The 25958-nt window shown below is 64.6% G+C and carries 23 protein-coding genes and 1 pseudogene; 15 read left to right on the forward strand and 9 right to left on the reverse strand.

Going from position 1 to position 25958, the window contains the following annotated elements:
* Positions 1-164 precede the first annotated feature (164 nt).
* On the forward strand, positions 165-593 hold the full coding sequence (locus tag P6U31_RS14755) for a CBS domain-containing protein (protein WP_407189152.1): 429 nt from the start codon (positions 165-167) through the stop codon (positions 591-593).
* Here P6U31_RS14755 and P6U31_RS14760 read toward each other — a convergent pair whose 3' ends face one another.
* Entirely contained in the window at positions 594-1628 is a 1035-nt protein-coding gene (locus tag P6U31_RS14760) for a patatin-like phospholipase family protein (protein ID WP_407189153.1), read from the reverse strand.
* Between the two features lie 247 nt (positions 1629-1875).
* On the opposite strand from P6U31_RS14760, the gene P6U31_RS14765 reads away from it, so the two are divergent.
* From P6U31_RS14765 to P6U31_RS14775, 3 genes are all read left to right on the forward strand, one after another.
* Complete coding sequence (locus tag P6U31_RS14765; RefSeq protein WP_407189154.1) at positions 1876-2949, forward strand: hypothetical protein; 1074 nt, start codon at positions 1876-1878, stop codon at positions 2947-2949.
* Positions 2950-3374: 425 nt separating this feature from the next.
* The gene (locus P6U31_RS14770) at positions 3375-3617 is read left to right on the forward strand and encodes a hypothetical protein (protein WP_407189155.1); all 243 of its coding nucleotides are present in this window, start codon (positions 3375-3377) and stop codon (positions 3615-3617) included.
* 956 nt (positions 3618-4573) lie between these two features.
* On the forward strand, positions 4574-7036 hold the full coding sequence (locus tag P6U31_RS14775; RefSeq protein ID WP_407189156.1) for a putative bifunctional diguanylate cyclase/phosphodiesterase: 2463 nt from the start codon (positions 4574-4576) through the stop codon (positions 7034-7036).
* Here the strand turns inward: P6U31_RS14775 and P6U31_RS14780 are convergent.
* From P6U31_RS14780 to thrS, 3 genes are all read right to left on the reverse strand, one after another.
* The gene (locus P6U31_RS14780; RefSeq protein ID WP_407189157.1) at positions 7022-8290 is read right to left on the reverse strand and encodes a serine hydrolase domain-containing protein; all 1269 of its coding nucleotides are present in this window, start codon (positions 8288-8290) and stop codon (positions 7022-7024) included. The two genes, P6U31_RS14775 and P6U31_RS14780, sit on opposite strands and share 15 nt — an antisense overlap.
* A gap of 63 nt (positions 8291-8353) precedes the next feature.
* The gene (locus P6U31_RS14785) at positions 8354-8917 is read right to left on the reverse strand and encodes a nitroreductase (protein WP_407189158.1); all 564 of its coding nucleotides are present in this window, start codon (positions 8915-8917) and stop codon (positions 8354-8356) included.
* A gap of 93 nt (positions 8918-9010) precedes the next feature.
* Positions 9011-11053, reverse strand: coding sequence for a threonine--tRNA ligase (gene thrS, locus P6U31_RS14790; RefSeq protein ID WP_407189159.1), 2043 nt, complete (start codon positions 11051-11053; stop codon positions 9011-9013).
* Positions 11054-11238: 185 nt separating this feature from the next.
* Between thrS and P6U31_RS14795 the strand changes: the two genes are divergently transcribed.
* Together P6U31_RS14795 and P6U31_RS14800 are read left to right on the forward strand one after the other, a co-directional pair.
* Entirely contained in the window at positions 11239-12411 is a 1173-nt protein-coding gene (locus P6U31_RS14795) for an MFS transporter (protein WP_407189160.1), read from the forward strand.
* Between the two features lie 90 nt (positions 12412-12501).
* Positions 12502-12879, forward strand: a complete 378-nt coding sequence (locus P6U31_RS14800) for a hypothetical protein (protein ID WP_407189161.1) — start codon at positions 12502-12504, stop codon at positions 12877-12879.
* An 18-nt stretch (positions 12880-12897) separates the two neighbouring features.
* Here the strand turns inward: P6U31_RS14800 and P6U31_RS14805 are convergent, their stop codons facing one another.
* Positions 12898-14217: an alpha/beta hydrolase gene (locus P6U31_RS14805; protein ID WP_407189162.1), complete on the reverse strand. Its 1320-nt coding sequence runs from the start codon at positions 14215-14217 to the stop codon at positions 12898-12900.
* Between the two features lie 331 nt (positions 14218-14548).
* Between P6U31_RS14805 and P6U31_RS14810 the strand changes: the two genes are divergently transcribed.
* Positions 14549-15916 carry an APC family permease gene (locus P6U31_RS14810; protein WP_407189163.1) on the forward strand — a complete coding sequence of 456 codons (1368 nt, stop codon included), beginning with the start codon at positions 14549-14551 and terminating at the stop codon, positions 15914-15916.
* Between the two features lie 2 nt (positions 15917-15918).
* Positions 15919-17133, forward strand: a complete 1215-nt coding sequence (locus P6U31_RS14815; protein WP_407189164.1) for a hypothetical protein — start codon at positions 15919-15921, stop codon at positions 17131-17133.
* Positions 17134-17148: 15 nt separating this feature from the next.
* Here P6U31_RS14815 and P6U31_RS14820 read toward each other — a convergent pair whose 3' ends face one another.
* Positions 17149-17706, reverse strand: coding sequence for a helix-turn-helix domain-containing protein (locus P6U31_RS14820; protein WP_407189165.1), 558 nt, complete (start codon positions 17704-17706; stop codon positions 17149-17151).
* Positions 17707-18062: 356 nt separating this feature from the next.
* Here P6U31_RS14820 and P6U31_RS14825 point away from each other — a divergent pair, with 356 nt between their 5' ends.
* The 3 genes from P6U31_RS14825 to P6U31_RS14835 are packed head-to-tail and all read left to right on the forward strand — an operon-like array spanning position 18063 to position 20906.
* Complete coding sequence (locus tag P6U31_RS14825) at positions 18063-19376, forward strand: MFS transporter (RefSeq protein WP_407189166.1); 1314 nt, start codon at positions 18063-18065, stop codon at positions 19374-19376.
* Positions 19377-19431: 55 nt separating this feature from the next.
* Positions 19432-19953: an MOSC domain-containing protein gene (locus P6U31_RS14830; protein WP_407189167.1), complete on the forward strand. Its 522-nt coding sequence runs from the start codon at positions 19432-19434 to the stop codon at positions 19951-19953.
* Positions 19950-20906, forward strand: a complete 957-nt coding sequence (locus P6U31_RS14835; protein WP_407189168.1) for a PDR/VanB family oxidoreductase — start codon at positions 19950-19952, stop codon at positions 20904-20906. Before P6U31_RS14830 ends, P6U31_RS14835 begins: the two co-directional genes overlap by 4 nt.
* A 1-nt stretch (position 20907) precedes the next feature.
* Here P6U31_RS14835 and P6U31_RS14840 read toward each other — a convergent pair whose 3' ends face one another.
* Both P6U31_RS14840 and yidD read right to left on the reverse strand, forming a co-directional pair.
* Positions 20908-21117, reverse strand: a complete 210-nt coding sequence (locus P6U31_RS14840) for a hypothetical protein (protein ID WP_407189169.1) — start codon at positions 21115-21117, stop codon at positions 20908-20910.
* A gap of 91 nt (positions 21118-21208) precedes the next feature.
* Positions 21209-21547 carry a membrane protein insertion efficiency factor YidD gene (gene yidD, locus P6U31_RS14845; RefSeq protein WP_407189170.1) on the reverse strand — a complete coding sequence of 113 codons (339 nt, stop codon included), beginning with the start codon at positions 21545-21547 and terminating at the stop codon, positions 21209-21211.
* 241 nt (positions 21548-21788) lie between these two features.
* Here yidD and P6U31_RS14850 point away from each other — a divergent pair, with 241 nt between their 5' ends.
* Positions 21789-22685, forward strand: a complete 897-nt coding sequence (locus P6U31_RS14850; protein ID WP_407189171.1) for a hypothetical protein — start codon at positions 21789-21791, stop codon at positions 22683-22685.
* Between the two features lie 115 nt (positions 22686-22800).
* On the opposite strand, the gene P6U31_RS14855 is transcribed toward P6U31_RS14850, so the two are convergent.
* Positions 22801-23256 (reverse strand): iron-sulfur cluster assembly scaffold protein, encoded by a 456-nt coding sequence (locus tag P6U31_RS14855; protein WP_407189172.1) that lies wholly within the window; start codon positions 23254-23256, stop codon positions 22801-22803.
* Positions 23257-23499: 243 nt separating this feature from the next.
* On the opposite strand from P6U31_RS14855, the gene folE reads away from it, so the two are divergent.
* The 3 genes and pseudogenes from folE (at position 23500) to P6U31_RS14870 (ending at position 25818) form a co-directional block, all read left to right on the forward strand.
* Positions 23500-24189: a GTP cyclohydrolase I FolE gene (gene folE / locus P6U31_RS14860; protein WP_271532621.1), complete on the forward strand. Its 690-nt coding sequence runs from the start codon at positions 23500-23502 to the stop codon at positions 24187-24189.
* 27 nt (positions 24190-24216) lie between these two features.
* Positions 24217-24639, forward strand: coding sequence for a phosphoribosyl-AMP cyclohydrolase (gene hisI, locus P6U31_RS14865; protein ID WP_407189173.1), 423 nt, complete (start codon positions 24217-24219; stop codon positions 24637-24639).
* A 118-nt stretch (positions 24640-24757) separates the two neighbouring features.
* Positions 24758-25818 (forward strand): annotated as a pseudogene (locus tag P6U31_RS14870) (lytic transglycosylase domain-containing protein).
* Positions 25819-25958 lie beyond the last annotated feature (140 nt).

Below are 25958 nucleotides of genomic sequence, written 5' to 3' on the forward strand. Positions count from 1 at the left end.
ATTCATCCATCATTCCCGCGAAGAATGTTCCGAAGCGACACGTCCTTAGCGACGATGTTTCGCAAAGCGCACGAGCGTGAAACCGGCGCTGTAACTGTTAGTTGAAGACTCGCGAACAAGTCCGGACCGCCAAAGGCGGACGGCTCGGATTCAGGGAGGCGACAATGACGGTACGTTCCATTCTGAACACCAAGGGCCACCAGATCATGAGCGTCGAGCCCGACGCCAAGCTGGCGGATGCGATCAAGCTGCTCGGCGAGAAGAAGATCGGCGCGGTGCTGGTGATGAACCAGAGCCGTCTCGAGGGCATCCTGTCGGAGCGCGACATCGTCCGTGTGCTTGGTGAGCGCGGTGCCGGCGTGCTCGAGGTGCCGGTCTCGGAGGTGATGACCCGCAAGGTCGTGACTTGCAAGGAGACCGACACCATCGCCGAGCTCATGGAGACGATGACGACGGGCAAGTTCCGCCACCTGCCCGTGGTCGAGAACGGCAAGGTCGTCGGTCTCATTTCGATCGGCGACGTCGTCAAGCGTCGCGTCCAGGAATACGAGTCCGAGCAGGAAGCCCTGCGCGACTACATCAAGACGGCCTGATCAGGCCTGCTCGCCCGCTTTTGGCGCGGTGCCTTCGGGCGCCGGTGCCAGCACCTGGATCGCCTCCTGGATCGAGTCCAGCGCGCGCTCGGCGGCGCGCGTGCCATGCGCGATCAGGTCTTCGGAGCGGTGGAAGTCGAACCAGCCGAATTGGCCGACCCGTGGGGTGATCAACAGATCTGGCGGATCGCCCGCGAGGCGCGCACGGGTGATGCGGTCTTGCATGATGTTGAAGGCATCCACCATCACCGAGGAGATGCCGGGCCGGCCGTTGCCGCCGAAAAACTCGCGTTTCACAGTCTTCTCGGGCGAGAACAGGCGCGAGAACCGCCGCTTGGTGCGGGGCTCTTCGGCCGCCGGCGCGTCCGGCTCGGGCTTTGCGCCGTGCGAATAGATCGTCGTGGAATGCGTGAAGATGTCGCTGGAAAGATTTGCGGCGATGACGATTTCGGCGCCAAGCGCTCGGGCGGCGGAAACCGGCACCGGGTTCACCAGCGCGCCGTCGACCAGCCAGCGGTCGCCGATCAGCACGGGCGCGAAGATCCCGGGCAGGGCATAGGACGCCCGCATCGCATCGACCACGCGACCGCGTGTCAGCCAAATTTCGTGGCCGGTGCGGACCTCGGTCGCGACGCTCGCGAACTTGATCGGCAGGTCCTCGATCAGGATCTGCCCGATTGCCTCCTCCAGCCGGTTCGCCAGCTTTTCGCCACCGAGCAGGCCGGAGCCATTGAGGCGGATGTCGAGATAGCCGAGGATGTTGCGCATGCCCTGCAGGCTGCGCCCCCAATCTTCGAACGTATCGAGCCGGCCGGCCGCATGGAGGCCGCCGACCACAGCCCCGATCGAGGTGCCAACCACGACATCGGGCACGATCCCGTTGGCAATCAGCGTCCTCAGGATTCCGATATGAGCAAAGCCGCGCGCCGCGCCGCCGCCGAGCGCAAGGCCAATCACCGGCCGGCGGATGCTGCCGAGGCCCACCTTCTCGCCATTCGAGCCGTTCGCGCTCCGGCCTTTCAATCTGTCCAGCACCGAAACTCTCCTACGCCGGGCCAGCCCTTATGATGAGACTAGGCACCGCACTTGCCTTCCGCCATATCAGGCGTGAAGCATGGTTTATGCCGCTTTGGAAACGGCACGGGGCAGGAGTATGGCGAGGGGCGGTTGCCTCCAGGCTAATCACGCAGCCGTCAACCCGGTTCCACAGAACGTCCCGTGACCGTATTTCCTGGGGTTTCAGAGGCTTGAATTTGCCGCGTTTTCAGTGAAAAGCAGGGGTATGACACGCGGGGGTGACGGCATCATCGGATGGCGGCGCAGCGGCAAGCTGCTGCCGGCGCTGATGCTCGTCGTGGGCCTCGTTACCTCCGGCCAAAACGCTGCGCAGGCGCAGCTTTTCTCCGATCGTCCGCCACCGGTGCCGCCGGCTCCGGTACCCGATCCCGGCGGCGCCGTCAGCCTGGCGCCGCCCTCCGGGCCAGGCGCCGGCCCTCCGAGCCTGCCGCCGACCCTGATGCAGCCGACCACGCCCAGCATGCCGCCGCCCGCGGTCACGACCGTGCCGCCGGCCGCGCCGCTCAATGCCGCGGTACCCGGACAGGGCGTGCTGTCGCTGACCGCGAAATACGGCAAGGACACACCGCCGATCACCAGCGGCCTGGTCTGGCGCGTGTTTGCCGACCGTCCCGACGAGAACGGCACCTTCAAGCTGATCCGCGAGGACCGCAACGCCTCGCCCAATATCGTGCTGCCGCCCGGCAATTACGTCGTGCACGTCGCCTTCGGCCTGGTCAGCGCGGTACGGACCGTCAGCCTGAAGGCCGAGACCGACCGCGAGTCGTTCGTGCTGCCGGCCGGCGGCCTGCGCATCGAAGGCCGGGTCGGCACCAGCCGCATTCCGCAGAACCAGATCTCGTTCGCGATCTACAAGGGCAGCCAGTTCGAATCCGGCGAGCGCGCCTCGCTGGTGCCGAACGTCGCCGCCGGCGACGTCGTGCTGATCCCGGAAGGCACCTATTACATCGTCTCCAACTACGGCGACGCCAACTCGGTGGTGCGCTCGGACATCCGTGTCCAGGCCGGCAAGCTCACCGACGTCACCATCACGCACCGTGCCGCCGTGATCACGCTCAAGCTGGTCAGCGACAAGGGCGGCGAGGCGCTGGCCAACACCGCCTGGTCGGTGCTGACGCCGGGCGGCGACGTCATCAAGGAATCGATCGGCGCCTTTCCACGCGTGGTGCTCTCGGAGGGCGAATACCGCGCTATCGCCAAGAACGAGGGAAAGGTCTACGAGCGCGGCTTCAACGTCGTGAACGGCGTCGACGGCGAAGTCGAGGTCGTCGCGCGCTGAAGCATGATCCGGAAAAGTGCGAAGCGGTTTTCCGGAAAGATCATGCGCAAACAACAACCGGAAGCGCGACGACGTTCATCTAGATCTCGTCGCGCGCTAGGCCTGGATGCCGCCGGCAAGATGCTGGACGAGCTTCGCTCGCACGCCATTTATTATTCCGCGCACGATTGACCCATCTCCTGTTACCGCCGCCGTCCAGGCGCGCGGGTGCGCGCAGGCTCTTCGGCATCAATGCCCGTATTCTGTCTTGAATACGCGCTCCCGGGCTACTTCTCAGAAGCGGCAAAAACACCGGCATCGTCGACTTATTCCGGACTCATCACGGCCGGTGGAAGATACGTATTTCCGATAATCAATTTTATTCTCTTTCCGTCCCGCTGCGATATATGTCGGGCATCCATCTAACGGAGGAGGCCGGAGCAGGCTTGTGCGTCTGCGAGACCGGCAGGGAGCAGGGGACCAAGCTCGTCGACATGTTCGAAGTGATCCTCACCAGGCGCAAACGGTTCGGCTGGCGATGGCAGGTGTGCGACCAGTCCGGCAAGATATTTGCCGATGGCTTCGAGCGCACCCGGCCGTCCGCCAAATACCATGGCGAGCGCGCGTTGTTCTTCCTGTTGTCGCAGGCTCACTTGCGCAATCGCTCCGCGGCGTCCAGCGAGGACTAGAGGCCGGGTTCGTAGCCCGGATTGCGCTGCAGCGTAATCCGGGGCCTTGGCACCTGTTCGAAGATTGCCCAACTACGCCGCGCTCCATTCGGGCGACAAGCCACATTCCCTTGCGGTATCCGTCGGGCGAAACACCCGAGCCGTGGGTCAAGGCGCATCGCAGAAAATATTCCACTTTACCGAATTTCGGAAATCGCGTATCTGTCGCCCCAACCCGGCCCTTGGAAGAGGGGCGTATCGCGATCGTCACGAACGCGGGCCGGGCGGCGGTGGACGCTGATTGCATCGGCGCGAAGGGTTTTGCAGGGCGGGCAACCGTGAGCAAAGGCATTCGCGCATACGACCGGTGTCATCGGCGTACGGCAAAATCGTGTGGTCCTGGCGCCCGGGGTCTGTGCGCCAAGTCTTGCGGTGATGTAGGCGGCCCAACCGGGCAAGCGCATCAGCCATCCGCAAGGCGACGGGGGCAATAGTGCATCGCTCCCCGAGGAGAGCGCGACATAAGCCGTAAGACCACTGCGCAGGGAAGGCCGGGATGTCCTGGCTACGCCTGTATGCCGCTGTGCAGCTTCTTGTTACGCAGGATTTCGCACAGTGGACCTCGGGTGCCAGCGGGCTCCCGGTCTTCCCTGCGCCCTTCTTTCAGTTGTGGGCGAGACGATAAAGCAAAGCTCGGGCGAAATGCGCCGCGAGGATGCGAAGGTGTGTCTAGGAGGCATCGGATAGTAGAGCGAAGCGAAACCCATCGCCTTTCGTTCGGGAAGCATGAGGGTTTCGCTTCGCTCTAGCCATCCTCCTTCCGCCTTCGCACCACCGTCATAGTCTCTAACGCGCACTAACCAACACCTGACTTAAGACTGTCATAATCGCTGAATGGAACCCGCGCCTGCGCGCTTTTTACATGTCGTTAAGCGCGCCTGCATTGGATGCGGCGGCAAAGTGCGTTGGGGACTGCAATGACTGCCGCGAAGAAGATGTCGGGAAAGCCGGCCGCCGAAATGTTCGACGACATCCCGGTGCTTCAGCGCAAATGGCGAGCGGCGTTGAAGCCGGGCGAACGGCTGCCGCGCTACGAGGACGTCATGCTCGGCAGTCTCGGACGGCTTGCCGACCACATCGCGCTGCTGAAGAACGACGGCGTGCTCGAGCTGTCGCGCAGCGGACGGTACGTGCAGAAATGGCTCGGCGAGGAGCGCTGGGACATTCCCGTCGCCGAACTGTCGCCGGATTGCGCCACCGCGCTGTCGGAAGCAGCGACCAGCGCGCTTGCCAACGGACGGCCGCATCGGGCCAGCGCGCATTGCGTGCGCGACGGCATGGTGCGGACCTACGACGTGCTGGCGCTGCCGACGGCCTCGCGCTGGGGCGCCACGCTGGTCGGGGCTTATATCAACGAGCGCGGCGCGCAGTACAATCTCCTCGACGCCATCTTCGCCTCGACCGATGACGCGGTGGTCTCGCTGGCGACGCTCCGCGATGCCGCCGGCAAGCCGTTCGACCTTCAAGTCGTGCACCACAACAAGAGCGCGGGCGAGCTGCTGAAGGTTGCAGGCGCAAGCCTGTTGTGGCGGCGGATCGGCGAGGGCGGCACGCTGCTGGCTTTACCCGAGGTGATGGAATTCCTGCTCAAGGCCGTTTCGGGCAGCCGCTGCGAGCAGCTCGAGATCGAGAGCGAGGGGCGCTATCTCAGGCTCAGCGCTACCGCGTTCGCCGACGTGGTCTCGCTGACCATCTCCGATGTCACCGTCTTGAAGCGGCGCGATGCGTCGTTCCGCCTCCTGTTCGACAACAATCCAATGCCAATGTGGGTGTTCGATGCCGAGACCAAGGAGTTTCTCAGCGTCAACGACGCCGCGGTCCAGCACTACGGCTATAGCCGTGCGACCTTCCTGCGCATGAAGCTGCACGAGATATGGCCGGAGGACGAGTGGGACAGCCACGCTGCGGCGCTGGAACGCCTCGGCGACGCCTACCATTCCTCGCGCAATTGGCGGCACTTGCGCGCCGACGGCACCGAGATCGAGGTGCTCACCTTTGGCCGCCGCGTCGCCTTCGACGATCGCGACGGCTATCTTGTCGCGGTGGTCGACATCACCGAGCGGCGCAAGGCCGAGGCGCGCATCGCGCACATGGCCCACCATGACGGACTCACCGACCTGCCGAACCGCGAATATTTCCAGGAGCGCCTGAAGCAGGCGCTGGACCAGGCCGGAGACAAGCGCGTCGGCGTGCTCTACATCGACCTCGACCTGTTCAAGAACGTGAACGATTCCTTCGGTCATCCCGTGGGCGACCGCCTGCTCAAGGAAGTCGCCGAACGCCTGACAACCGCGGTTCGCGGCGCCAATCTGGCGGCCCGGCTCGGCGGCGACGAGTTCGCGGTGATCCTCGCGGCCGACGTCTCGCCGAACGAGGCCAGCGCCTGTGCCGGCCTGCTGATCGATACGCTGAAGGTGCCCTATGATCTCGACGGTCAGGAGGTGGTGATCGGCGCCAGCATCGGCATTGCGCTGTCGCCCGGCGACGGCACGACGCCGGAAGAGCTGATGCGAAATGCCGACATGGCGCTGTACCGGGCGAAGTCCGACGGCGGCGGCGTGCACCATTTCTTCGAGCGCGAGATGGACCTCCAGGCGCAGAAGCGCCGCGACATGGAGCTCGATCTACGGCGTGCGTTCGCCAACGGCGAATTCGAGCTGCACTACCAGCCGCTGGTGTCGATCGCTTCCGACCGCATCGCCGGCTTCGAGTCGCTGCTGCGCTGGCGTCATCCGGACAAGGGCATGATCTCGCCGGCGGAGTTCATTCCGGTCGCCGAGGACATCGGCCTCATTACCCAGTTGGGGGAGTGGGTGCTGCGGGAGGCGTGCGCAGAGGCCGTCAAATGGCCTGCCGATGTCAAGGTCGCGGTCAACCTGTCGCCGGCGCAATTCCGCAGCCGCAACCTGGTTCAGGTCGTGATCTCGTCCCTGGCGCAGTCGGGCCTGTCGCCGCGGCGGCTCGAGCTCGAAATCACCGAGTCGATCTTCCTGGCCGAGACCGATGCCAATCTCGCCATCCTGCACCAGCTGCGCGAGCTCGGTGTCGGCATTTCCATGGACGATTTCGGCACCGGCTATTCCAGCCTGAGCTATCTCAGAAGCTTTCCCTTCGACAAGATCAAGATCGACCGCTCGTTCGTGAAGGATCTGGCGCAGCGGCCTGACTGCGGCGCGATCGTGCGTGCGATCTCCGGACTTGGACGAAGCCTCAACATAACCACGACTGCGGAGGGCGTCGAGACCGAGGACCAGCTCGACTGGCTCCGCGCGGAGGGTTGCAACGAGGTACAGGGCTTTCTGTTCAGCGCGGCGCGGCCTGCGGCAGAGATCGCAAAGCTGCTCGCCGATTTCGGCCAGCGCGCCTCACGGGCGGCGTAGCCCCTCCGGGTAGCAATCGTAGACCAGCGCCTTGAATGCGGGCGTGATGCGGCCGCGTTCGGTCTGGGTCTGCTGCATCATGAGGTAGACCATGTCGAGCTTGGGATCGACGCCGAAATAGGTGCCGCTGCCACTGTCCCATTTCAGTTCGCCGAGCGAGCCCGGCGGTGGCGGTTTCGCATTGCCGGGATCGGTCCGTACCGCAAGGCCGTAGCCATAGCCGAAGCCATCGCCCGGGAAATAGAAATAGTCGCGTCCGACGCCGGAGCCCGGTCCGATATGGTCGGTCGTCATCGCCTTGAACGCGGCGGGGCTTAGATAGCGCCGGCCCGCGAACGAGCCGCCATTGAGCAGCATCTGCGAGAAGCGCTGATAGTCGGTGATGGTCGAAAGCAGGCCGCCGCCGCCGGATTGCCATTCCGGATGATCGAGACGTTCGCGCTCTCCAGCGAGCAGGATGAAATCGTTCGGCAGCGGCCGCGCCATCCGCGCCAGCTCGTCCTCGGTCGCCAGCACGAATTTGGTGCTGTTCATGCCGAGCGGATCGAAGATGCGAGCTTTGAGGAACTGGTACAACGTCTGGCCAGAGATGATCTCGATGATGCTGCCGAGTACGTCGGTGGAATGGCCGTAACGCCACAGCGTTCCCGGCTGCCGCGCCAGCGGCAGCTTGGCGATGCGATCGGCGAATTCCCTGTTGTTGAACTGCCCTTCGAAGATGTTGGCGGCCTGGTAGGCCTGCTCGACCCATTTGCCGCCGATATAGTCGTAGCTGATGCCGGAAGTGTGCCGCAGCAGATCCTCGATGTTGACGGGACGTACCGGCGGCACGAGGTCGAGTTCCAGCTTGCCGTCAGGCTCGGTGACCTCGAGGCCGACCTTGGTGCGGGCAAACAGCGGGATGTATTTCGACACGGGGTCCGTGAGGGCGAGCTTGCCCTCGTCGATCAGCATCATTGCGCCAAGACACGTGATCGGCTTGGTCATCGAGTGGATGGCGAAGATCGTGTCGGGCGTCATCGCAAGGCCCGTCCTGGTGTCGCGCACGCCGAAGGTTTTCAGATAGACCGGCTTGCCGTGCTGCTGCACCAGGATCACGGCGCCCGGCAGGCGGCCGCTCGTAACCTCATTGTCAAAGAATGCCGTGATGCGATCGAGCCCGTCGGGCGAAGGGGCGGGGATGTCGGCGGCCCGGCTTCGCGCCATCGTGCCGGCGAGCATTGCGGCCCCGACCAGAAATTCACGGCGTCTCATCCGGGCTTCCTCCCTCGGCGGGATCAAAGCCGCAAGACGTTGGAGGCGTCAACACAACATCGACTAAAAACGCGTCACGATTTCCGAAAGGAACGGTCGCGGACGGTCTTCGCTCGGCTTGGTCGGCTTGCCCACGTGAATGAAGCCGGCGAGCTTCTCATCCGGCTTGAGGCCGAGGCCGTCGAGCACGTCGCGGTCGAACGAGAACCAGCCGGTCAGCCAGCAGGCGCCGTAGCCGAGCGCGGTCGCGGCCGTGACGATGTTCATGGCGCTGGCGCCCGCCGACAATTCCTGCTCGAACGCTGGCACTTTCGGATGCGGCCTGGTGAAGCTGACGACGCCGATCACCAGCGGCGCATCCATCAGGCGCTTGCGCTCGGTCTCGATGTCGGCCGCGGGCGCGCCGGGATTTTTCCGCGCAAACACCTTGGCGATCACCTCGCCGGCACGTGCGCGGGCGTCGCCCTCGAAAATGATGAAGCGCCACGGCGCCAGCTTGCCGTGGTCGGGCACCCGCGCCCCGATGGTGAGGATCGTCTCGAGCTCGGCCGCGGAAGGGCCGGGCCCGGTCATCTCGCGCGGCTTGACCGAGCGGCGGGTCTTCAGGAGTTCGATGGCGTCGGGCACTGCGATATCCTCTTCAAATGGTCGGCGGGCGTGCCATGCCGAGATAAGCATGCACGCCCGCAACCGGAAGCGAATTTAGATCGATTTCAGAGATCAAGCGACGCCGCGCGCCCGCTTGACGTCGGGCGGGGTTGCCTCATCGACCAGCGCGGCGATCGCCTCCTCGGTCGTCATCACCTTCTGGCCGTCGCTGCCGAGCCGGCGGACCGAGACCGAATGCGTCTCGGCCTCCTTCTTGCCGACCACGAGCAGTGCCGGGATCTTGGCCAACGAGTGCTCGCGGACTTTGTAGTTGATCTTTTCGTTGCGCAGGTCGATCTCGACCCGGAGCCCTGCGCGCCGGGCCTGTTCCAGCACCACCTTGGCGTATTCGTCGCCTTCCGAGGTGATGGTGGTGACCACCGCCTGCACCGGCGAGAGCCAGAGCGGGAAGTTGCCGGCATAGTGCTCGATCAGGATGCCGATGTAGCGCTCCATCGAGCCACAGATCGCGCGGTGGACCATGACAGGCGGTTTCTTGCCGCCGTCGTGGTCGATGTAAAATGCACCGAACCGCTCCGGCAGGTTGAAGTCGACCTGCGTGGTGCCGCACTGCCAGTCGCGGCCGATGGCGTCGCGCAGCACATATTCGAACTTCGGCCCGTAGAACGCGCCTTCGCCCGGGTTGATCTCGGTCTTGATGTGATTGCTCTGCGACTGGATCTCGCGCAGCACCGTCGCCATCACGCGTTCGGCGTGATCCCACATCTCGTCCGTGCCGACGCGTTTCTCCGGCCGGGTCGACAGCTTCACGGTGAGATCGCCGGTGAAGCCGAAATCGGCATAGGTCGACAGAATGAGATCGTTGATCTTCAGACACTCTTCGGCGAGCTGGTCCTCGGTGCAGAAGATGTGCGCATCGTCCTGGGTGAAGCCGCGCACGCGCATCAACCCGTGCATGGCACCCGAGGGCTCGTAGCGATGCACCACGCCGAACTCGGCGAGGCGCAAGGGCAGATCGCGGTAGCTCTTCAGGCCGTGCTTGAAGATCTGCACGTGGCCGGGGCAGTTCATCGGCTTGAGCGCAAACCAGCGCTTGTCCTCGGCCTCGTCGCCGGCCGACTGCGCCGCGAACATGTTCTCGCGGTACCAGCCCCAATGGCCCGAGGTCTCCCACAGCACCTTGTCGAGGATCTGCGGTGCGTTGACCTCGCTGTAGTCGCCGGTCAGGCGTCGGCGCATATAGGCGATCAGCTGCTGGAAGATGGTCCAGCCCTTCGGGTGCCAGAACACGACGCCCGGGCCTTCCTCCTGGAAATGGAAGAGGTCGAGCTCGCGCCCGAGCTTGCGATGGTCGCGCTTCTCGGCTTCCTCGATCTGCTTGAGGTAGGCGTCGAGATCCTCCTGCTTGGCGAAGGCCGTGCCGTAGATGCGGGTGAGCATCGGGTTGTTGCTGTCGCCGCGCCAATAGGCACCGGCCACCTTCATCAGCTTGAAGGCGTTGCCGACCTTGCCGGTCGAGGTCATGTGCGGACCGCGGCACAGGTCGAACCAGTCGCCCTGGTAGTAGATCTTGATCGGCTCCGTGCCGGGAATGGCGTCGACCAGCTCGACCTTGAAGGCCTCGCCCTTGTCGCGGAACACCTGCTTGGTCTTTTCGCGATCCCAGACTTCCTTGGTGAAGGGTTTGTCGCGCGCGATGATCTCGCGCATCTTCTTCTCGATCGCGGCAAAATCTTCCGGCGTGAACGGCTCGTTGCGGAAGAAGTCGTAGTAGAAGCCGTTCTCGATCACGGGGCCGATGGTGACCTGGGTGCCAGGCCACAGCGTCTGCACGGCCTCGGCGAGCACATGCGCGCAGTCGTGGCGGATCAGCTCCAGCGCGCGCGGATCGTCGCGATTGACCAGCTCGATCTTGGCGTCGGCCTCGATCGGATCGTTGAGATCGGCGAGCGCGCCGTCGAGCGCCATCGCAACCGTCCGCTTGGCCAGCGAGGGCGAGATGCCCTTGGCGATGTCGAGGCCGGTGATGCCCTTGTCGAACTGGCGCTGGGCGCCATCGGGAAAGGTGAGGGTGACTTTGGGAGCTGGGGTCACGGGCTTCAAATTGGACAGGCTATACTGGAAGCCGGACTCGGATTTGGGCTGGTCGGTCATTGCTTTTCTCCTGAGGCTCACTCCTGCGAACGAGCGCAGGTAAGCGGGAACGAGCGATATATCAGGCGATTCGGCCTGCGCAATCCGGCAATTCCAAGAAAGTGGCGCGCAAAAGCCGGGGCGGAGCTTCAACTATTTGGCTTTGCGCCCTTTAACTCGTCGATGGCGGCTCTACATGCAGCTGCATGAAAAATCCGCCCGCCGCCGGCCGTTTCGCCCCCACCGCCCTGATGCTTGGCAATCTCGTCACCGGCTGCTCGGTGCTGGCCCCGGCGGGCATGCTGCCGGAATTGGCGAGGGGGCTCGACGTCAGCATTCATGCGGCCGGGCTCCTGATCACGTTCGGCGCCGTGACGCTGTGCATCGGCTCGCCGCTGACGGCCTGGCTGACAAGCCGCATCGAACGGCGGACGCTGCTCACGACGACGCTTGCAGTGCTTGCGCTCGGCAATCTCGCCTCGGCCTTCGCGCCCGATTACACCAGTCTCCTCGTCATCCGTCTCGTCATGCTCGCGGTCGGGGCGCTCTACACACCGCAGGCCGCGGGCACGGCGGCGTTGATCGTGCCGGCCGAGCGGCGTGGCAGCACGATCGCCTACATCTTCCTCGGCTGGTCGCTGGCTGCCGCCGTCGGGCTGCCGCTGATCACCTTCATTGCCAGCCGCTATGGCTGGCGCGCGGCCTATGGCGAGATCGGCGTGCTCGGCTGCATCAGCTTCCTGCTGTTGTTGCTGCGCCTGCCGGCGGGCTTGAAAGGCGCACCGGTGGACCTGAAGACATGGGCCGCCGTCGGCCGAAGCAGGGTGATCCTGCTGCTGCTTGCGATCACCATGCTGCAGATGTCTGGGCAGTTCGTGGTGTTCACCTTCATGGGGCCGCTGCTCAACAAGCTCGCCGGCGCCGGCCCGGATTCGATCGGCATGGTGTTCGCGCTCTACGGCGTCTGCGGCTTCCTCGGCGTCGTCACCGCCACCCGCATCGTCGACACCTGGGGGCCTTATCGGACGTCGCTGCTGTTCACCTGCCTGCTGCTCGCGGGGATCACGGGCTGGGCGCTCGGCGCCGGCACGCTTGCTTTCATGACTTGCGGGGTCGCGATCTGGGGCCTCGGCTTTGCCTCGACCAATTCGATGCAGCAGGTGCGGCTGGTCGCCGCCGCGCCGTCGCTGGCCTCGGCGACGGTCGCGCTCAATACCTCGGTCCTCTATATCGGCCAGGCGGTCGGCTCCGCCATCGGCGGGCTGCTGTTCGCCCGCGAACTCCTGCATTCGCTTGGGTTCGTCGCGGTCGGTTTCGTCGTGGCAGCGCTGATCCTGGTGGTCCTGACCCGGCCCCGTCGGGCTGCTGCCGCGGCCTGACGGGCGCGTTTCGCGTGCGCAAGATGCTTGGCAAACCGCGCGCGGGAGCGCTAGAAGGCCGGTTATGGGGACCAAAGAGAGTTGACTGAGATGAGGATGATTCTGGCGGTTGCCGCGGTGCTCTATTCAGCCTCCGCGTTCGCGCAAGCCGACAAGCCACCGATGGTCGGGGACAAGCCCTTGGTGCAGGTCAAGCCCAAGGGCACCAAGGAAGCCGCCGCGAAACCGGCTACGGCGCCGAAGGGCAAGCCGCAGTCGATTGCCGTGCGGCTCCAGGCCTGCCTCGAGATCGACGACGGCACCAAGGACCGCCTCAACTGCTACGACGCCGTCATCCCGCCGGCCCCGAAGCCGAAGCCGGCGAAGGCCAAGGGCTATGCCGATTGCCGCTTCTTCAAGGAAGAGGACGAGCGGCTGACCTGCTTCAACGGCTTCGCCGAAAGCATTCCGAAGCTGCCCAAGAACTGATATTTGGAATCTGCCCGGCTAGGGATTTGTGGTGGCGACGCGCGTGAGCGCGAGCGACGGCGTGGCTGCCATCTTCACCAGCACGTCCTTGAGCGGATAGCGCGTCCAGGCGCGCGTGACATAGTCGCGATGGGTGATGCCGTCGCCGGTCTCCACGAACACCACGCTGCCGGGACGGAGCGGCCCGTCCATGTCCTCGGCGACGCTGATGCCCTTCTGACGGAGCATGCTCATCAGCTCGCGGTCGCGGCGGGCGGTGTAGCGGGTGTAGGCGCTGACGAAGAAGCCGGAACGGTGGCTTTCGATCCAGGACGCGAACTTGTCCATTTCCCCGTAGACCGCATCGAGCAGCACGACGCCGCGGACGCGGTCGCTGATGCCACCGACCTCCAGGCTCCAGGCCGTCGGCAGGAAGCCGCCGCTATAGCCGACGATCACGATCGGCATGTTGGCAAAGGTGCGCGCGTTGTTGGGATCGCCGGTGACGCGGGCGAGGTGGTCGGCCGATTCCGCCATGAAGCGCTTGAAGCCGCCCGGCTGCCAGAATTTGCCGGCGCTGGAATCGGCGGCGTCGACTGCCATCTGCGGCGCGAGCAGGATGGCATTGGCGCCTGAATCGGTGATCTGCTTGGGCACCAGCTGACGATCGCGCACGTCGCGTTCGAGCGTTGCGCCATTGCCGTGGAAGAACACCACGATCACGCCCGGCTTGCGCACGTCGAAATGCTCGGGCACGTGCACCAGCACGCGGCTGTCGCTGTAGGTCTCGTCCTGCCAGTAGACGCGCCCGGAATAGCTGCGGTGGCCGCGGCGGTCGCCTTTGGAGATGTTGAGGAAGGGCGCGTCGGAGGCGGGGTTGTTGCCAAAATAGGGAAAGGCCGACGACTTCATGCTGACGAGTGTCGTCAGATCCTCGCGGCCGGGGCGCTTGTAGGGGACTTGCGGCTCGAGCGACGCCACCTTGTAGCGCGCCTGCTCCGGCGGTTGTTGCTGCACGGCGCGTTTGGGCGAGAAGTCCGACATCTGCCGTTGCAGGAAGCTTTCGCTCGGCGAGGGAAAGCGTTCGCCGAACTGCGGGACCGGAAAGCGATCCTCGAACGTGTCGCCGCTTGCCACCTGCTGATGGGTTTTGGCAACGACCTGACTGCCCCCTTGGGCGTCGGCCTGCGAGTTCGCGGCAAGGGCTGCCGGGTTCGGCGCCTTGCCGCATTGAACCAGTGTCAGCGACAGCGGCATCAAGGCTGAGATCAGGCCGATCCGGAGCGCACGACCGTGCCGACCGGACAGCGTCCGATCGGCACGATTATCAGCTCTCAGTTTCGGAGCGGCCCCGACCATCCACCCATGACCCCAAAGTCACGACCCAAGTCACACGTCCATCGGCGATCTCAACAATTGAGCGACGGGCGTTTAGGCGACGTTAAGCGTCCGGAGAAACTTCCCCACATCCGGAACGCTCAAAAGGACCATGCAATCGTGTCCTGATTGTGGGGGAGGGGAAGGGGACATCCCGGGGAATCTGCTGCCTTTTCGCCTGATGGCGGGAGTATGCGGTGTTCAAGTACCCGTTTCGGCTGCCTCATTTAACCCTTGTTAACCCTGCTTGAATTGACTGGGCCGAACTGCACGATGCGCCCGCGAGGCAAGACGCCTGAGGTTAAGGACCCCGATGACGGCATCAGATGCGGGCACCGCACCCTGGATCGTCCGACTGACCGGAAGCGGGACAGGGGTCTCCGTTCTGGTCGCAACCGCCATCGTCGTGGCCGACATGATCGGGGTCGGCGTCTTCACCAGCCTCGGCTTCCAGGTCAAGGACATCCCGTCCGGCTTTTCAATCCTGTTGCTGTGGACCGTCGGCGGCATCGTCGCGCTGTGCGGGGTGTTCGCCTATAGCGAGCTCGGCGCGATGTTTCCGCGCTCGAGCGGCGAGTACAACTTCCTCGGCCGTGCCTATCATCCGGCTTTCGGCTTTCTCGCCGGCTGGGTGTCGGCGACGGTGGGCTTCGCGGCGCCGGTCGCGCTCGCCGCAATGGCGTTCGGCGAATACGCCAAATCGGTCATGCCCGATCTGCCGCCGATCCCGCTCGCCATCGCCGTGGTGTGGCTGGTCTCGCTCGTGCAACTGACCGGTGTCAGGCACTCCTCGACCTTCCAGCTGATCTCGACGATCATCAAGGTCGTGCTGATCGTCGCCTTCCTGGTCGCCGGCTTCGTCATCGGCGTGCCCCAGCCGATCGCCTTCACGCCGCAGCCGGGCGATCTCGCCCACATCGTCAGCGCGCCCTTCGCGATCGGGCTCGTCTTCGTGATGTACTCGTTTTCGGGCTGGAATGCCGCGACCTACATCATTGGCGAGATGAACACGCCGCAGCAGAGCCTGCCGCGCGCGCTGCTCTCGGGCACGCTGATCGTGCTGGTGCTGTACGTCGCACTGAACGCGGTGTTCCTCTACTCCACGCCCGTCGATGCGCTGGCCGGCCAGCTCGATGTTGCCAGCGTTGCCGGCAGCGCGATCTTCGGCAGTCTGGGCGGGCGGATCGTCGGCGCGATGATCTGCGTCGGCCTGATCTCCTCGATCAGTGCGATGATGTGGATCGGCCCGCGGGTGATGATGACGATGGGGGAGGACATTCCGGCCCTGCGCGTGTTCTCGAAGCGATCGGTGAGCGGCGCGCCGGCCTATGCCATCCTGTTTCAGCTCGCCGTCGCGACCCTGCTGCTGTTCACGCGCAGCTTCGAGGCGGTGCTCGACTTCATCCAGTTCGCGCTGCTGTTCTGCTCGTTCTTCACGGTCGCCGGCGTCATCAAGCTGCGCATCACCGATCCCGATCTGCCGAGGCCCTATCGCGCCTGGGGATACCCGTTCACGCCGCTGGTTTTCCTGCTCGTGACAGGGTTCATGATGTACTACCTGTTGACCGAGCGGCCGGTGCAGTCGCTGTCGGGGATGCTGGTCATGCTCTCGGGCCTGTTGATCTATGCTGGTTTCCGCAGGCGGCCGGTCGCCGCTGGAACGTCACACAATCGCGGATAGATATGTTTCGACCCCTCAGAATTGCGGCCGTCGCTCTTGTCCTGCTGGCTGCGGCCGTCGCGTCCGCGCGCGCCGCCGAAATGACCTTCGACGACACCGCGCGCTTCCTCGCGGGCATGGAGCCTTCGGCGGACTCGCCGCTGCTGCCGCTCACGAGGGATCCGACCTGGCAGCGCCATGCAAAATTCTTCGACGGCGCCTTCGCCCAGCTCGAACAGCGCCAGCTCTCGAAGATCCGCAATTGGGCCGACGTCAATCTCGCCGCGCCCAGGCCGACCATGTTCTACATGTTCAGCGGCCCCGATTTCCTCTACGCTAACACCTTCTATTCCAAGGCCAGCACCTATGTGCTCGGCGCGCTGGAGCCGGTCGGCGCCGTGCCCGATCTGACGCGGCTGCCGCGCGGTTCGATCAGTGCCGCGCTCTACAATGTCGAGCGTTCGCTCGGCTCGATCCTGAGCTTTTCCTTCTTCATCACCAAGCAGATGAAGGTCGACCTGCACGCCAACCAGGTCAACGGCACCTTGCCGATCCTCTATGTCTTCCTGGCCCGCTCGGGCAAGACCATCCGCAACGTCGAGCTGGTCGCGCTCGATGCCAAGGGTGGGATGCATGCCGCTGGCGACAATCCGGGACCGAACGCCACCCACGGTGTCCGCATCACCTTTGCAGGCTCCGATGGCGAAGCGCGCACGCTGTATTATTTCTCGACCGACCTTTCCAATGCCGGTGCGCGCAACACCGGATTCCTGAAATTCTGCGAGACGCAGGGATCCGGCAACAGCCTGCTCAAGAGCGCATCCTATCTGCTGCACAAAGGCGACTTCGCGGTGGTCCGCGACTGGCTGCTCGCCAACAGTGCCACCATCATCCAGGACGATTCCGGGATTCCGCTTGCCAATTACAGCGCGCGGCAATGGCGGTTCTTCCCGTTCGGCCGCTATCTCGGCCCGATCGACGAATTCCCCGGCCGCTACCAGGAGCGTTACGCCGAGTTGTTCACGCGCGCCCAGCCGATCGATTTCGGCGTCGGCTACCGCTGGCGGATGCACGAGTCGAATTTGCTGTTGGCGGTGAGGGTGCCGGGTACCGAAACGCCGCCGGGCGAGGAGGCCACCTCGTCGGCCGATCTACCGCCCAAGCCGCCGCGTCCGAAACGACTGCGGCCGCCCGAGCTGATCCCACCGTCACAGGGACGCTTTTTCTGGTTTCGCTAGGCTTTTTGGTGGGCCTCAAGAGGTCTGGGCCACGACGACCAGCACTTCGGCTTTCTGCCGGCCGAGGCTCCTGACCTCGTGCGGCGTCTCGCCTGAAAAATACAGGCAGTCCCCCTTACCGAGGACGAGCTCTTCGCCATCGAGCTTGATCGCGATCTTGCCGTTGACGACGAACATCAACTCCTCACCCGCATGCGAGGCCCGCGTCGCCGCCTTGTGCGGCGGGCTGAGCAGAAATGGCTCCATCATCTTGCGGATGCGACCGGTCGCCAATGGGACCACGCCAAACGTGTCCTGGAACAGCGGTACATTGCCGTCCTGGCGGCGGAACAGCGTGTAGCGCGGCGCCGGCTCGGCGTTCGGGTCGAAGAAGTTCGCGACATTGACCTCGAGCGCGGCGGCCATCCGCAGAAGTGCCGCGAGCGAGGGGATCTTGAGGTTGCGCTCGACCAGCGAGATGTAGCCGCGCGTGAGGTCGCTCTGCTTCGCAAGCTGGTCCAGCGTCAGGCCCTTGGCGATCCGCGCCTGGCGGATGTTGGCCCCGACCGCCGTGGCTTTGCTGACGTCAAGCACGCATGAATCTCCCGAACTGCTCAGGCCTGTTTTGCAACAGATGGCGCCGGACTGCCAGCCCGGCGGCCGGCAAGGCACGGCGCCGGTCGCCGCCGAGTGTATTCCAAAAGAAAACTTATGAGCAGAAATTTCAGGCAGGGGCGCGGATATTGTGAGCAGGTGAATTGGTATGGCGCGAAAACTGGCTCAAAATAAGTGCATTCTCTCAAATTTGCCGCGATTGTCGGCATTTGCCGCGTTTCGATGCGTTGATTTCCAACAGTAAACATGATCGATTTTTACCGCCGTGGCTGCCGATGGGCGCGCGGACCGAACCAACTGCTTTTCCCTGGCGCCGGTACCTTCTGGAGAGATCGATGACCGTAGCAGACGACGTAACACTGAACGTAGCGCCGGACGAGGCGGCGAGCTTGCGACGGATCGTGTGGTCGAGCGTGATCGGCACCGCGGTCGAATGGTACGATTTCCTCATCTATGGCACAGCGACCGCGCTGGTGTTCAACAAGGTCTTCTTCGCCGCCGGCAACCCCACGCTCGCCACCATCGCGGCCTTCGGCACTTATGCCGTCGGATTTCTGGCACGACCGCTCGGGGCTGCGATCTTTGGCCATTACGGCGACAGGGTCGGCCGCAAGGCGATGCTCGCGATTACGATCATGGTGATGGGCATCGGCACCTTCCTGATCGGCCTGCTTCCGACCTACCAGCAGATCGGCATCGCAGCGCCGGTGCTGCTGATTGGATTACGCTTTCTCCAGGGGATCGGCCTCGGCGGCGAATGGGGCGGGGCCGTGCTGATGGTCGTGGAGAATTGCCCGACACACCGCCGCGGCCTGCTCGGCAGCATGGTGCAGGTCGGCAATCCCATCGGCAATCTCGCCGCGATCGGCATGTTCGCGCTGGTGGCGAGCCTGCCGGAGAGCGACTTCATGGCCTATGGCTGGCGCATCCCCTTCCTGATCTCGGTCCTGCTGGTCGGCGTCGGTCTCTACATCCGCCTCAACATGGAAGAGACCGCCGCCTTCCGTCAGGTTCAGGCCAAGAAGGACGTTGCGAAGCTGCCGCTGGTCGAGATCTTCACGCATCACCGCACGCCCTTCTTCACAGCGGTCGGTCTCAAGATTTCCGAGATCGCCTATGCCAGCATCGGCGGCGTGTTCGTGATGTCCTACGCCACCGCCAATCTGGGACTGCCGCGGGCGGTGGTGCTGAACGGCGCCTTTGCCGCGTCGCTGGTTGCGCTGCTTGCCATTCCGCTGTTCGGCTGGCTGTCCGATCTCGTCGGCCGCAAGACCATGTTCTATGCGAGCTGCGTATTCTCGGCGCTGTTTGCCTTCCCGCTGTTCTGGCTGCTCGACACCCGCGATCCCGCCATCGTCATCTGCACCATCGTGGTCGCGATCACCTTCGGTCAGATGGTGATGTTCGGCATCGGCGCGCCCTGGTACTCCGAGCTGTTCACCGCGCGCCTGCGTTACAGCGGCGCCTCGCTCGGGTTCCAGGTCGGCGCCGCGCTGAGCGGCGGATTGACGCCGTTGATTGCAGCCTCTCTGATGGCCTGGAGCGGCGGCGCAACCTGGCCGGTCTCGCTGCTGCTGATCGTCTGTGCGGCCATTACCGCGACCGCGACAAGGTTCGCGCCGGAGATGGCGAACAAGGAACTGACCTGATCCCGCGGCGCGCCACTCCCGGCGGCGCGCCATCACCTGCTCATAAGGATTTGTCATGCTTGATACGATCAGCGCCGGTCCGGCGCAGAGTGCAGCACAGCTCGGCTGGACCGGCGTGGTGCGCTTCCTCCATCTCGCCCCGCGCGCGTTCCTGCCGATGCGCGCAGCCGAGACGGTCACCCTCGTCGCCGGCAAGGGGATCGAGGGCGACCGCTACATGATCGGCAACGAAGAGGGGTTTTACTCGCACAAGCCAGAGGAGGGCCGGCAGGTCACCCTGTTCGAACTCGAGACGCTGGTTGCGCTGAAGCGCGACGCGGGGATCGAGCTCGGCCCGGAAGAGCATCGGCGCAACGTCACGGTGGAGGGCGTGCCGCTCAATCGTCTTGTCGGCTGCCGCTTCTGGCTGGGCGAGACCCTGCTGGAAGCGACGCGCCTGTCGATACCGTGCCGGCATATCGAGGAGATTACCGGCAAGGCGATTTTCGACCCCTTGATCAATCGCTCCGGCCTCAACTGCAAGATCCTGCAAGGCGGCATCGTCAGGATCGGCGACACCGTGCGGAATGCGGCATGAGCGCGCGCCCCATCACGACGGTCAAGACGGTCGTTACCGGCATCGAGGAGGCGGGGGCAGGTATAAAACTGTTCACGCTGGCCGATCCCGACCAGTGGGAATTGCCGCCGTTCAAGCCCGGCGCGCATATCGATCTGCATCTGCCGAACGGGCTGGTCCGCACCTATTCGCTGTGCAACGACCCCGCGGACAACACGCGCTATGTCATCGCGGTCAAGCGCGAGGCGGGCGGACGCGGCGGCTCGCGGGCGCTGCATGACGCAGTCGGCATCGGCGACGTCATCGGCGTCTCGTTGCCCCGGGGCGGACTTGAGCCCCAAGCCCGCATCGCGCGCTACGTGTTCCTGGCTGGCGGCATCGGCGTGACGCCGTTCCTGTCCGTGGCGCGGTATCTCGAGCGCACGCAGCAAGCCGACTTCGCGCTGCATCTGATCGCGCGCGAGGAGGTGCCGCTCGCCGCGCATCTCGGCTCGCTGGTCGACAAGGGGCGCATCATCGTGCATCGGACGTCCCAGGCCGGGCGTCCCGATCTCGCCGTGCTCGTCGGAGAGGGCGGATCTGAGACCATGGTCGCCTGCTGCGGCCCGGAAAGCATGATCGACGATTTCGAGCGGGTGACCGCGGCATGGCCCGCGGCGAGTGTCCATATCGAGCGGTTCGTCGCACCACCACCGGTCATCGATCCAGACGCCAAACCGTTCACAGTGTCACTGGCGCGCTCGGGCGCCGAGATTCACGTGCGGGCCGGTCAGACCATGCTTGCCGCATTGCAGGAGGGAGGCATCGACATCGCGACCTCTTGCTGCGGCGGCATCTGTGGCGCCTGCAAGGTCGGATGGATCGAGGGCAAGCCGGTGCATCGCGACCGCATCCTGTCGCCCTACGAGCGCGAGCGCTATCTCATGGTTTGCGTGGCCGGCTCGGAGGCCGAGCGGCTGGTGCTGGACCTCTAAGCTACCAGTGCACGCTCTGGCTCGGCACGATGAACGCCGTCGTGCTCGGCGGCGTGGCAAGACTCGTGGCCAGATACCAGCCGGAGCCGAGCACGAGCGCCAGCAGGACGACGATCGCGAGCAGGTCCATGGTTCTGGGATCGTGGTGCCGCCTGGAGCCGGGGGTGGGCCCAAGCCTGAAGTGAAGATGAGGGCTGATTTTCCAGCGCATTGTTGTTTCCTCCCGGGGGAGCATTAAACAACGCGGGAAGAAAGTTTAAGGTTCCGCTCAGGCTCCCGGCGCCCGAAGCATCGCAGCAATCTCAGGATGCATTGACGCCGCGCCAGCGGCCATAGCGCCATGGCAGATACCAGCGCGCGCCTGGCGGAGCGGTGAGCGGCACGTTGTCGATACCCGACGTGCCGAAGGGATTGCAGCGGAGCAGCCGCGCCAGCGTCATCCAGCCGCCGGCCCAGAGCCCGAAGCGCTCGATGGCCTCGTCGCCATAGACGGAGCAAGTCGGCAGATGCCGGCAGTTGTAACCGACCAGGGGCGAGAGCATGTGGCGGTAGAGCCAGATCAGCGCACGGCCGAATCGGCGCGGGAGCCGCAGCGCCCCTTCGACCGAACTGGAACAGTGCCCGCAGGCTGAATGCTTCATGAGCACAATGCTGTCATGGTGAGCGAGGTATTGCACGGTTCCGACGCAGGGAACTGTAAGCTGTTGTTTCTGCGCCATATTTTGCATGCTTTTTGGGAGCAGTGCAGCAAGTGCCTATGGACGATCTGTATTCCCCCGGATACCATTTTTATGACGTCCATGTGTAGACTCATCGGACGCAATACGGGGCTTGCCTGAATCGGCTTTGGCTTAGTGCTCGGGGCTTGGGGAAGGGACCAGTTTGAAAATTCTGACGTCGCTCAATCTTCGCGGCTGGTTGCTGGTGGGAACCGCCGTGTGCGGAGTTGCCCTGATCGCTGCCGTCGCGACGCTCGGGTCGTCGGCCCGTGCCGGTGCTGCTCTCGAAGAGCGCAAGCTGCCGATGAAGTTCAGCTGGGTCGCCTGCGAGCCGAACTGCCGCGGCTGGGTTAGCGCGGTCGGCATCATCACCGCTGATACGCCGAAGGATTTCGAAGAGTTTTCTCGCGGCCGCCAGCTCGGCGGTGCCACCGTGGTGCTGGATTCCAGCGGCGGTTCCGTCAATGACGCGATCACGCTCGGCCGACGCTTCCGCAATCTCGGACTTCTGACAACGGTCGGCGTGAGCCTCCGCGGCGGGCAGTCGGCCCGCCCTGCGGTCGCGCCCGAGGCCTATTGCGAATCCATGTGCGTGTTCCTGCTGCTGGCCGGCAAGAAGCGCTACGTGCCGGATGCCGCCCATGTCCGCGTCCACCAGATCTGGATGGGCGACCGCGCCGACGATGCCAAGGCGGCGAGCTACAACGCGCAGGATCTGATGATCGTGGAGCGCGACATCGGCCGGCTTGCCAAATACACGTTCGACATGGGCGGTGCAGGCGATCTGCTCTCGCTCGCGCTCAGCGTTCCGCCCTGGGAAGACCTGCACGAGCTGGATGCCGGCGAGCTCAAGCTGACCAATCTCGTGACGACGGATCTCGTTGCCGACGTGCTGCCGCATGTCGATATCTCCGCGCCGGCGATGGCGGAGCTTGCCCCGAAGACGCAGGCGAGGTTCGGCGTGGAACCGGAGCCGCCGGCCAAGTCGACCAAGACGGCAGAAGCCCTGGTCCCGACCGGTGGCGTGGCCGCGCCAGCTGCGGCGACGCAGCAGAAGTAAGCAGACTGCCGACAGTCATTCCGAGGCGCGCGTCAGCGCGAGCCCGCAATCTCGATCGACGATCTCGGACGTCCGGGTTCGATCCTGCGCATCATCCCGGAATGACCAAGTGGAATCAGCCCTGTGCCGGAGCCGGCTGCTTGGCCTTGGCCTCGATCTGGCCGATGGCGTCGACCACGGCATCGAAGGTCAGTAGCGTCGAGGCATGGCGCGCCTTGTAGTCGCGGACCGGCTCGAGGAACTTGATCTCCTCCCATTTGCCTTCAGGAGGTGCACCGTTCTCCTTCAGCATCTTGCGAACAGTTTCGCGTAACTCGCGGAGTTCGCTCGCAGTCGAGCCGACAACCCGACTTGCCATGATGGATGAAGAGGCTTGTCCGAGCGCGCAGGCCTTCACGTCATGGGCGAAGTCGGTGACGGTGTCGCCGGTCATCTTGAGGTCGACCTTGACGGTCGAGCCGCACAGCTTGGAGTGGGCGGTGGCGGAGGCATCGGGGTCCGGCAGCCGTCCGAGGCGCGGAATATTCCCGGCCAGTTCGATGATCCGCTTGTTGTAGATGTCGTTCAGCATGTGATGGAGTCCAGCACTTCCGCGCCCGATCGGCCTTGGCGGGCAGCGTCCACGGTCCTATATAGGGGCGGAACTGGCGGAAAAACAGTCCAGCAGCACACCGGAGGCGACAGCCAACTGCGCGGCCGGCCGTATAGACTGCGGATCTTTTGCGCCAGAACTGTTCTGTTCAGGCGTCCGGCGGCTTGGCCGCCCCGTCTGCCGGTGACACTCCGGCCGTTAGGGCCGTCGAACGGAGTCGATATGGACGCTGCAATCAAATCCATCCGCCCCAACAAGCCCTCCGATCGGCAGCTCGAGAGCCGTCCGGCCGAGCTCGATCCCGCCGAATTCCTGGCGGCCGCCGTCCGCGCCGACCAGCCGCGCCCGGCCCGCGCCGAGGCCGAAGCGGCGGTGAAGACGCTGCTCGCCTATATCGGCGAGAACACCGAGCGCGAGGGCTTGCTCGACACGCCGCGCCGCGTCGTCGAGGCGTTCGACGAGCTCTATCAGGGCTACCACCAATGCCCGGCCGAAGTGCTCGACCGGACGTTCGGCGAGACCGCCGGCTACGACGATTTCGTGCTGGTGCGCGATATCGAGTTCACCTCGCAGTGCGAGCATCACATGATGCCGTTCTACGGCAAGGCGCACATCGCCTATACGCCGGTGGAACGCGTCGTCGGCCTCTCCAAGCTTGCCCGCCTCACCGACATCTTCGCCCGCCGGCTCCAGACCCAGGAGCATTTGACGGCGCAGATTGCGGCGGCCATCGACGAGGTCCTGAAGCCCCGCGGCGTGGCCGTGCTGATCGAGGCCGAGCATACCTGCATGTCGGTGCGCGGCGTCGCCAAGCACGGCGCCTCCACCTTCACCAGCCGCTTCACCGGCATGTTCCGCGACAATCCGGCGGAGCAGGCCCGTTTCCTGTCCTTGGTGCGAGGCACGCGCTGACCTCGCGCATGAACGGCGAGAGTTGCTGTGTCCGCTCACTCCCATGAGATCGAGGAAGGACTGTCCTTCCAGCCGCGGTTCGATGCAAGCGGGCTCGTGACCTGCGTTGCGACCGACGTCGCGACCGGCGACGTGCTCATGGTCGCGCACATGAACGACGAGGCGCTGCGCAAGACGATCGCGACCGGCGAGGCCTGGTACTTCAGCCGTTCACGCAAGGCCTTGTGGCGAAAAGGTGAGACCTCGGGTCAAACCCAGCGCGTCGTCGAGATGCGCACCGATTGCGACCAGGACGCGGTCTGGATCCGCGTCGAGCAGATTGGCGCTGCCTGCCACACCGGGCGGCGGTCGTGCTTCTATCGCAAGGTCGAAGGTGAGGGCGGCGGCGCCAAGCTGGTGTTCGCCGATGCCGAGCGGCTGTTCGATCCCAGCGACGTCTACAAGAAGTAGCCTCCGTCCTTCCGGGGCGCGCGGAAGCGCGAGCCCGGAATGATTCGGAGAGGGGCCGCTTCCCAAATTAACTCCGCATTAACCATGCCTGTCCCACGGTGAGACGACGGGCGCCGAATTGCCGGCGCCGATCAAGGCCGCGCGGGGCGGGCACTCATCATGTCGGTCGACAATTCCAGCGCCACGCAGACGGCCGGTCTCGATCCGACACGCGCGCGTGTGGCCGGTGCGATCAAGCAGGCCTCGAACGTCAGCGGCGTCAGCTTCCAGTACATGCTGACCACCGCCAAGATGGAATCGGATTTCGATCCGGCGGCCGGCGCCACCACGTCCTCTGCGCACGGGCTCTACCAGTTCATCGACCAGACCTGGCTCGGCACGGTGAAGGAGGCGGGCACACAGCTCGGCTATGGCAACTATTCCGACGCCATCACCAGGACGTCGTCGGGGACCTACACCGTCGATGATCCCGTGATGAAGCGATCGATCATGAAGCTGCGCGACGATCCGCAGGCTGCCTCCAGCATGGCGGCGGCGCTGACTCAGTCGAACAGCTTCAAGCTCACCGGCCTGCTCGGGCGCAGGCCGAGCGACAGCGAGCTCTACATGGCGCATTTCATGGGCGTCGGTGGTGCCGCGAAACTGATCGCCAATGCCGAGGACAATCCGCAAGCGGTCGGGGCGCGGCTGTTTCCCAACGCGGCGGCCTCCAATCGCTCGATCTTCTACGCCAAGGACGGCCGCGCCCGCAGCGTCTCCGAAGTCTATTCGGTGCTGGACGCGCGCTATGCCAGCGCGGCCAATTCGAAAGTGACCCGCAGCGCGATGGCTATGTATGGCGATACGCCATCCACGACGCAGGTCGCGAGCGCCAATGGCGTGCAGCCGACGGCCCCGCTGGTCGACAACGCGGCTTATCTTCAGACTTTTCCCAATACCAATGCGGTGACGCAGGTGGGTGCGACATCATCGACGATGGTCGCAGACAATACGCCGGTGACGCCGGCATTCCGTTCGATCTATCAACCCGGCGACACCACGCAGCCGGTCTCGACCACCGTGCAGAAGCTATGGGGCAACAACGCCTCGCTCAGCTCGGTCGCCTCGGTGACGCCGGACGTGCGGCCGCCGCAGCCACTCGATCTCTTCAGCGATCGCAGCGGCGCGTTCTCCAGCTAGAAACGCAGTCTCGTGTCCAGGACGCGTTGCGTCCCGGCACAGGATGGAGATTTTCGTGTCAAGCTGCATCAACACCGTCTTTGCGAGCGCAGCGAAGCAATCCAGAATCTCTCCACGGAGGCATTTCTGGATTGCTTCGC

This window comes from Bradyrhizobium centrosematis, assembly GCF_045571495.1.
In the GTDB taxonomy this organism is placed as follows: domain Bacteria; phylum Pseudomonadota; class Alphaproteobacteria; order Rhizobiales; family Xanthobacteraceae; genus Bradyrhizobium; species Bradyrhizobium centrosematis.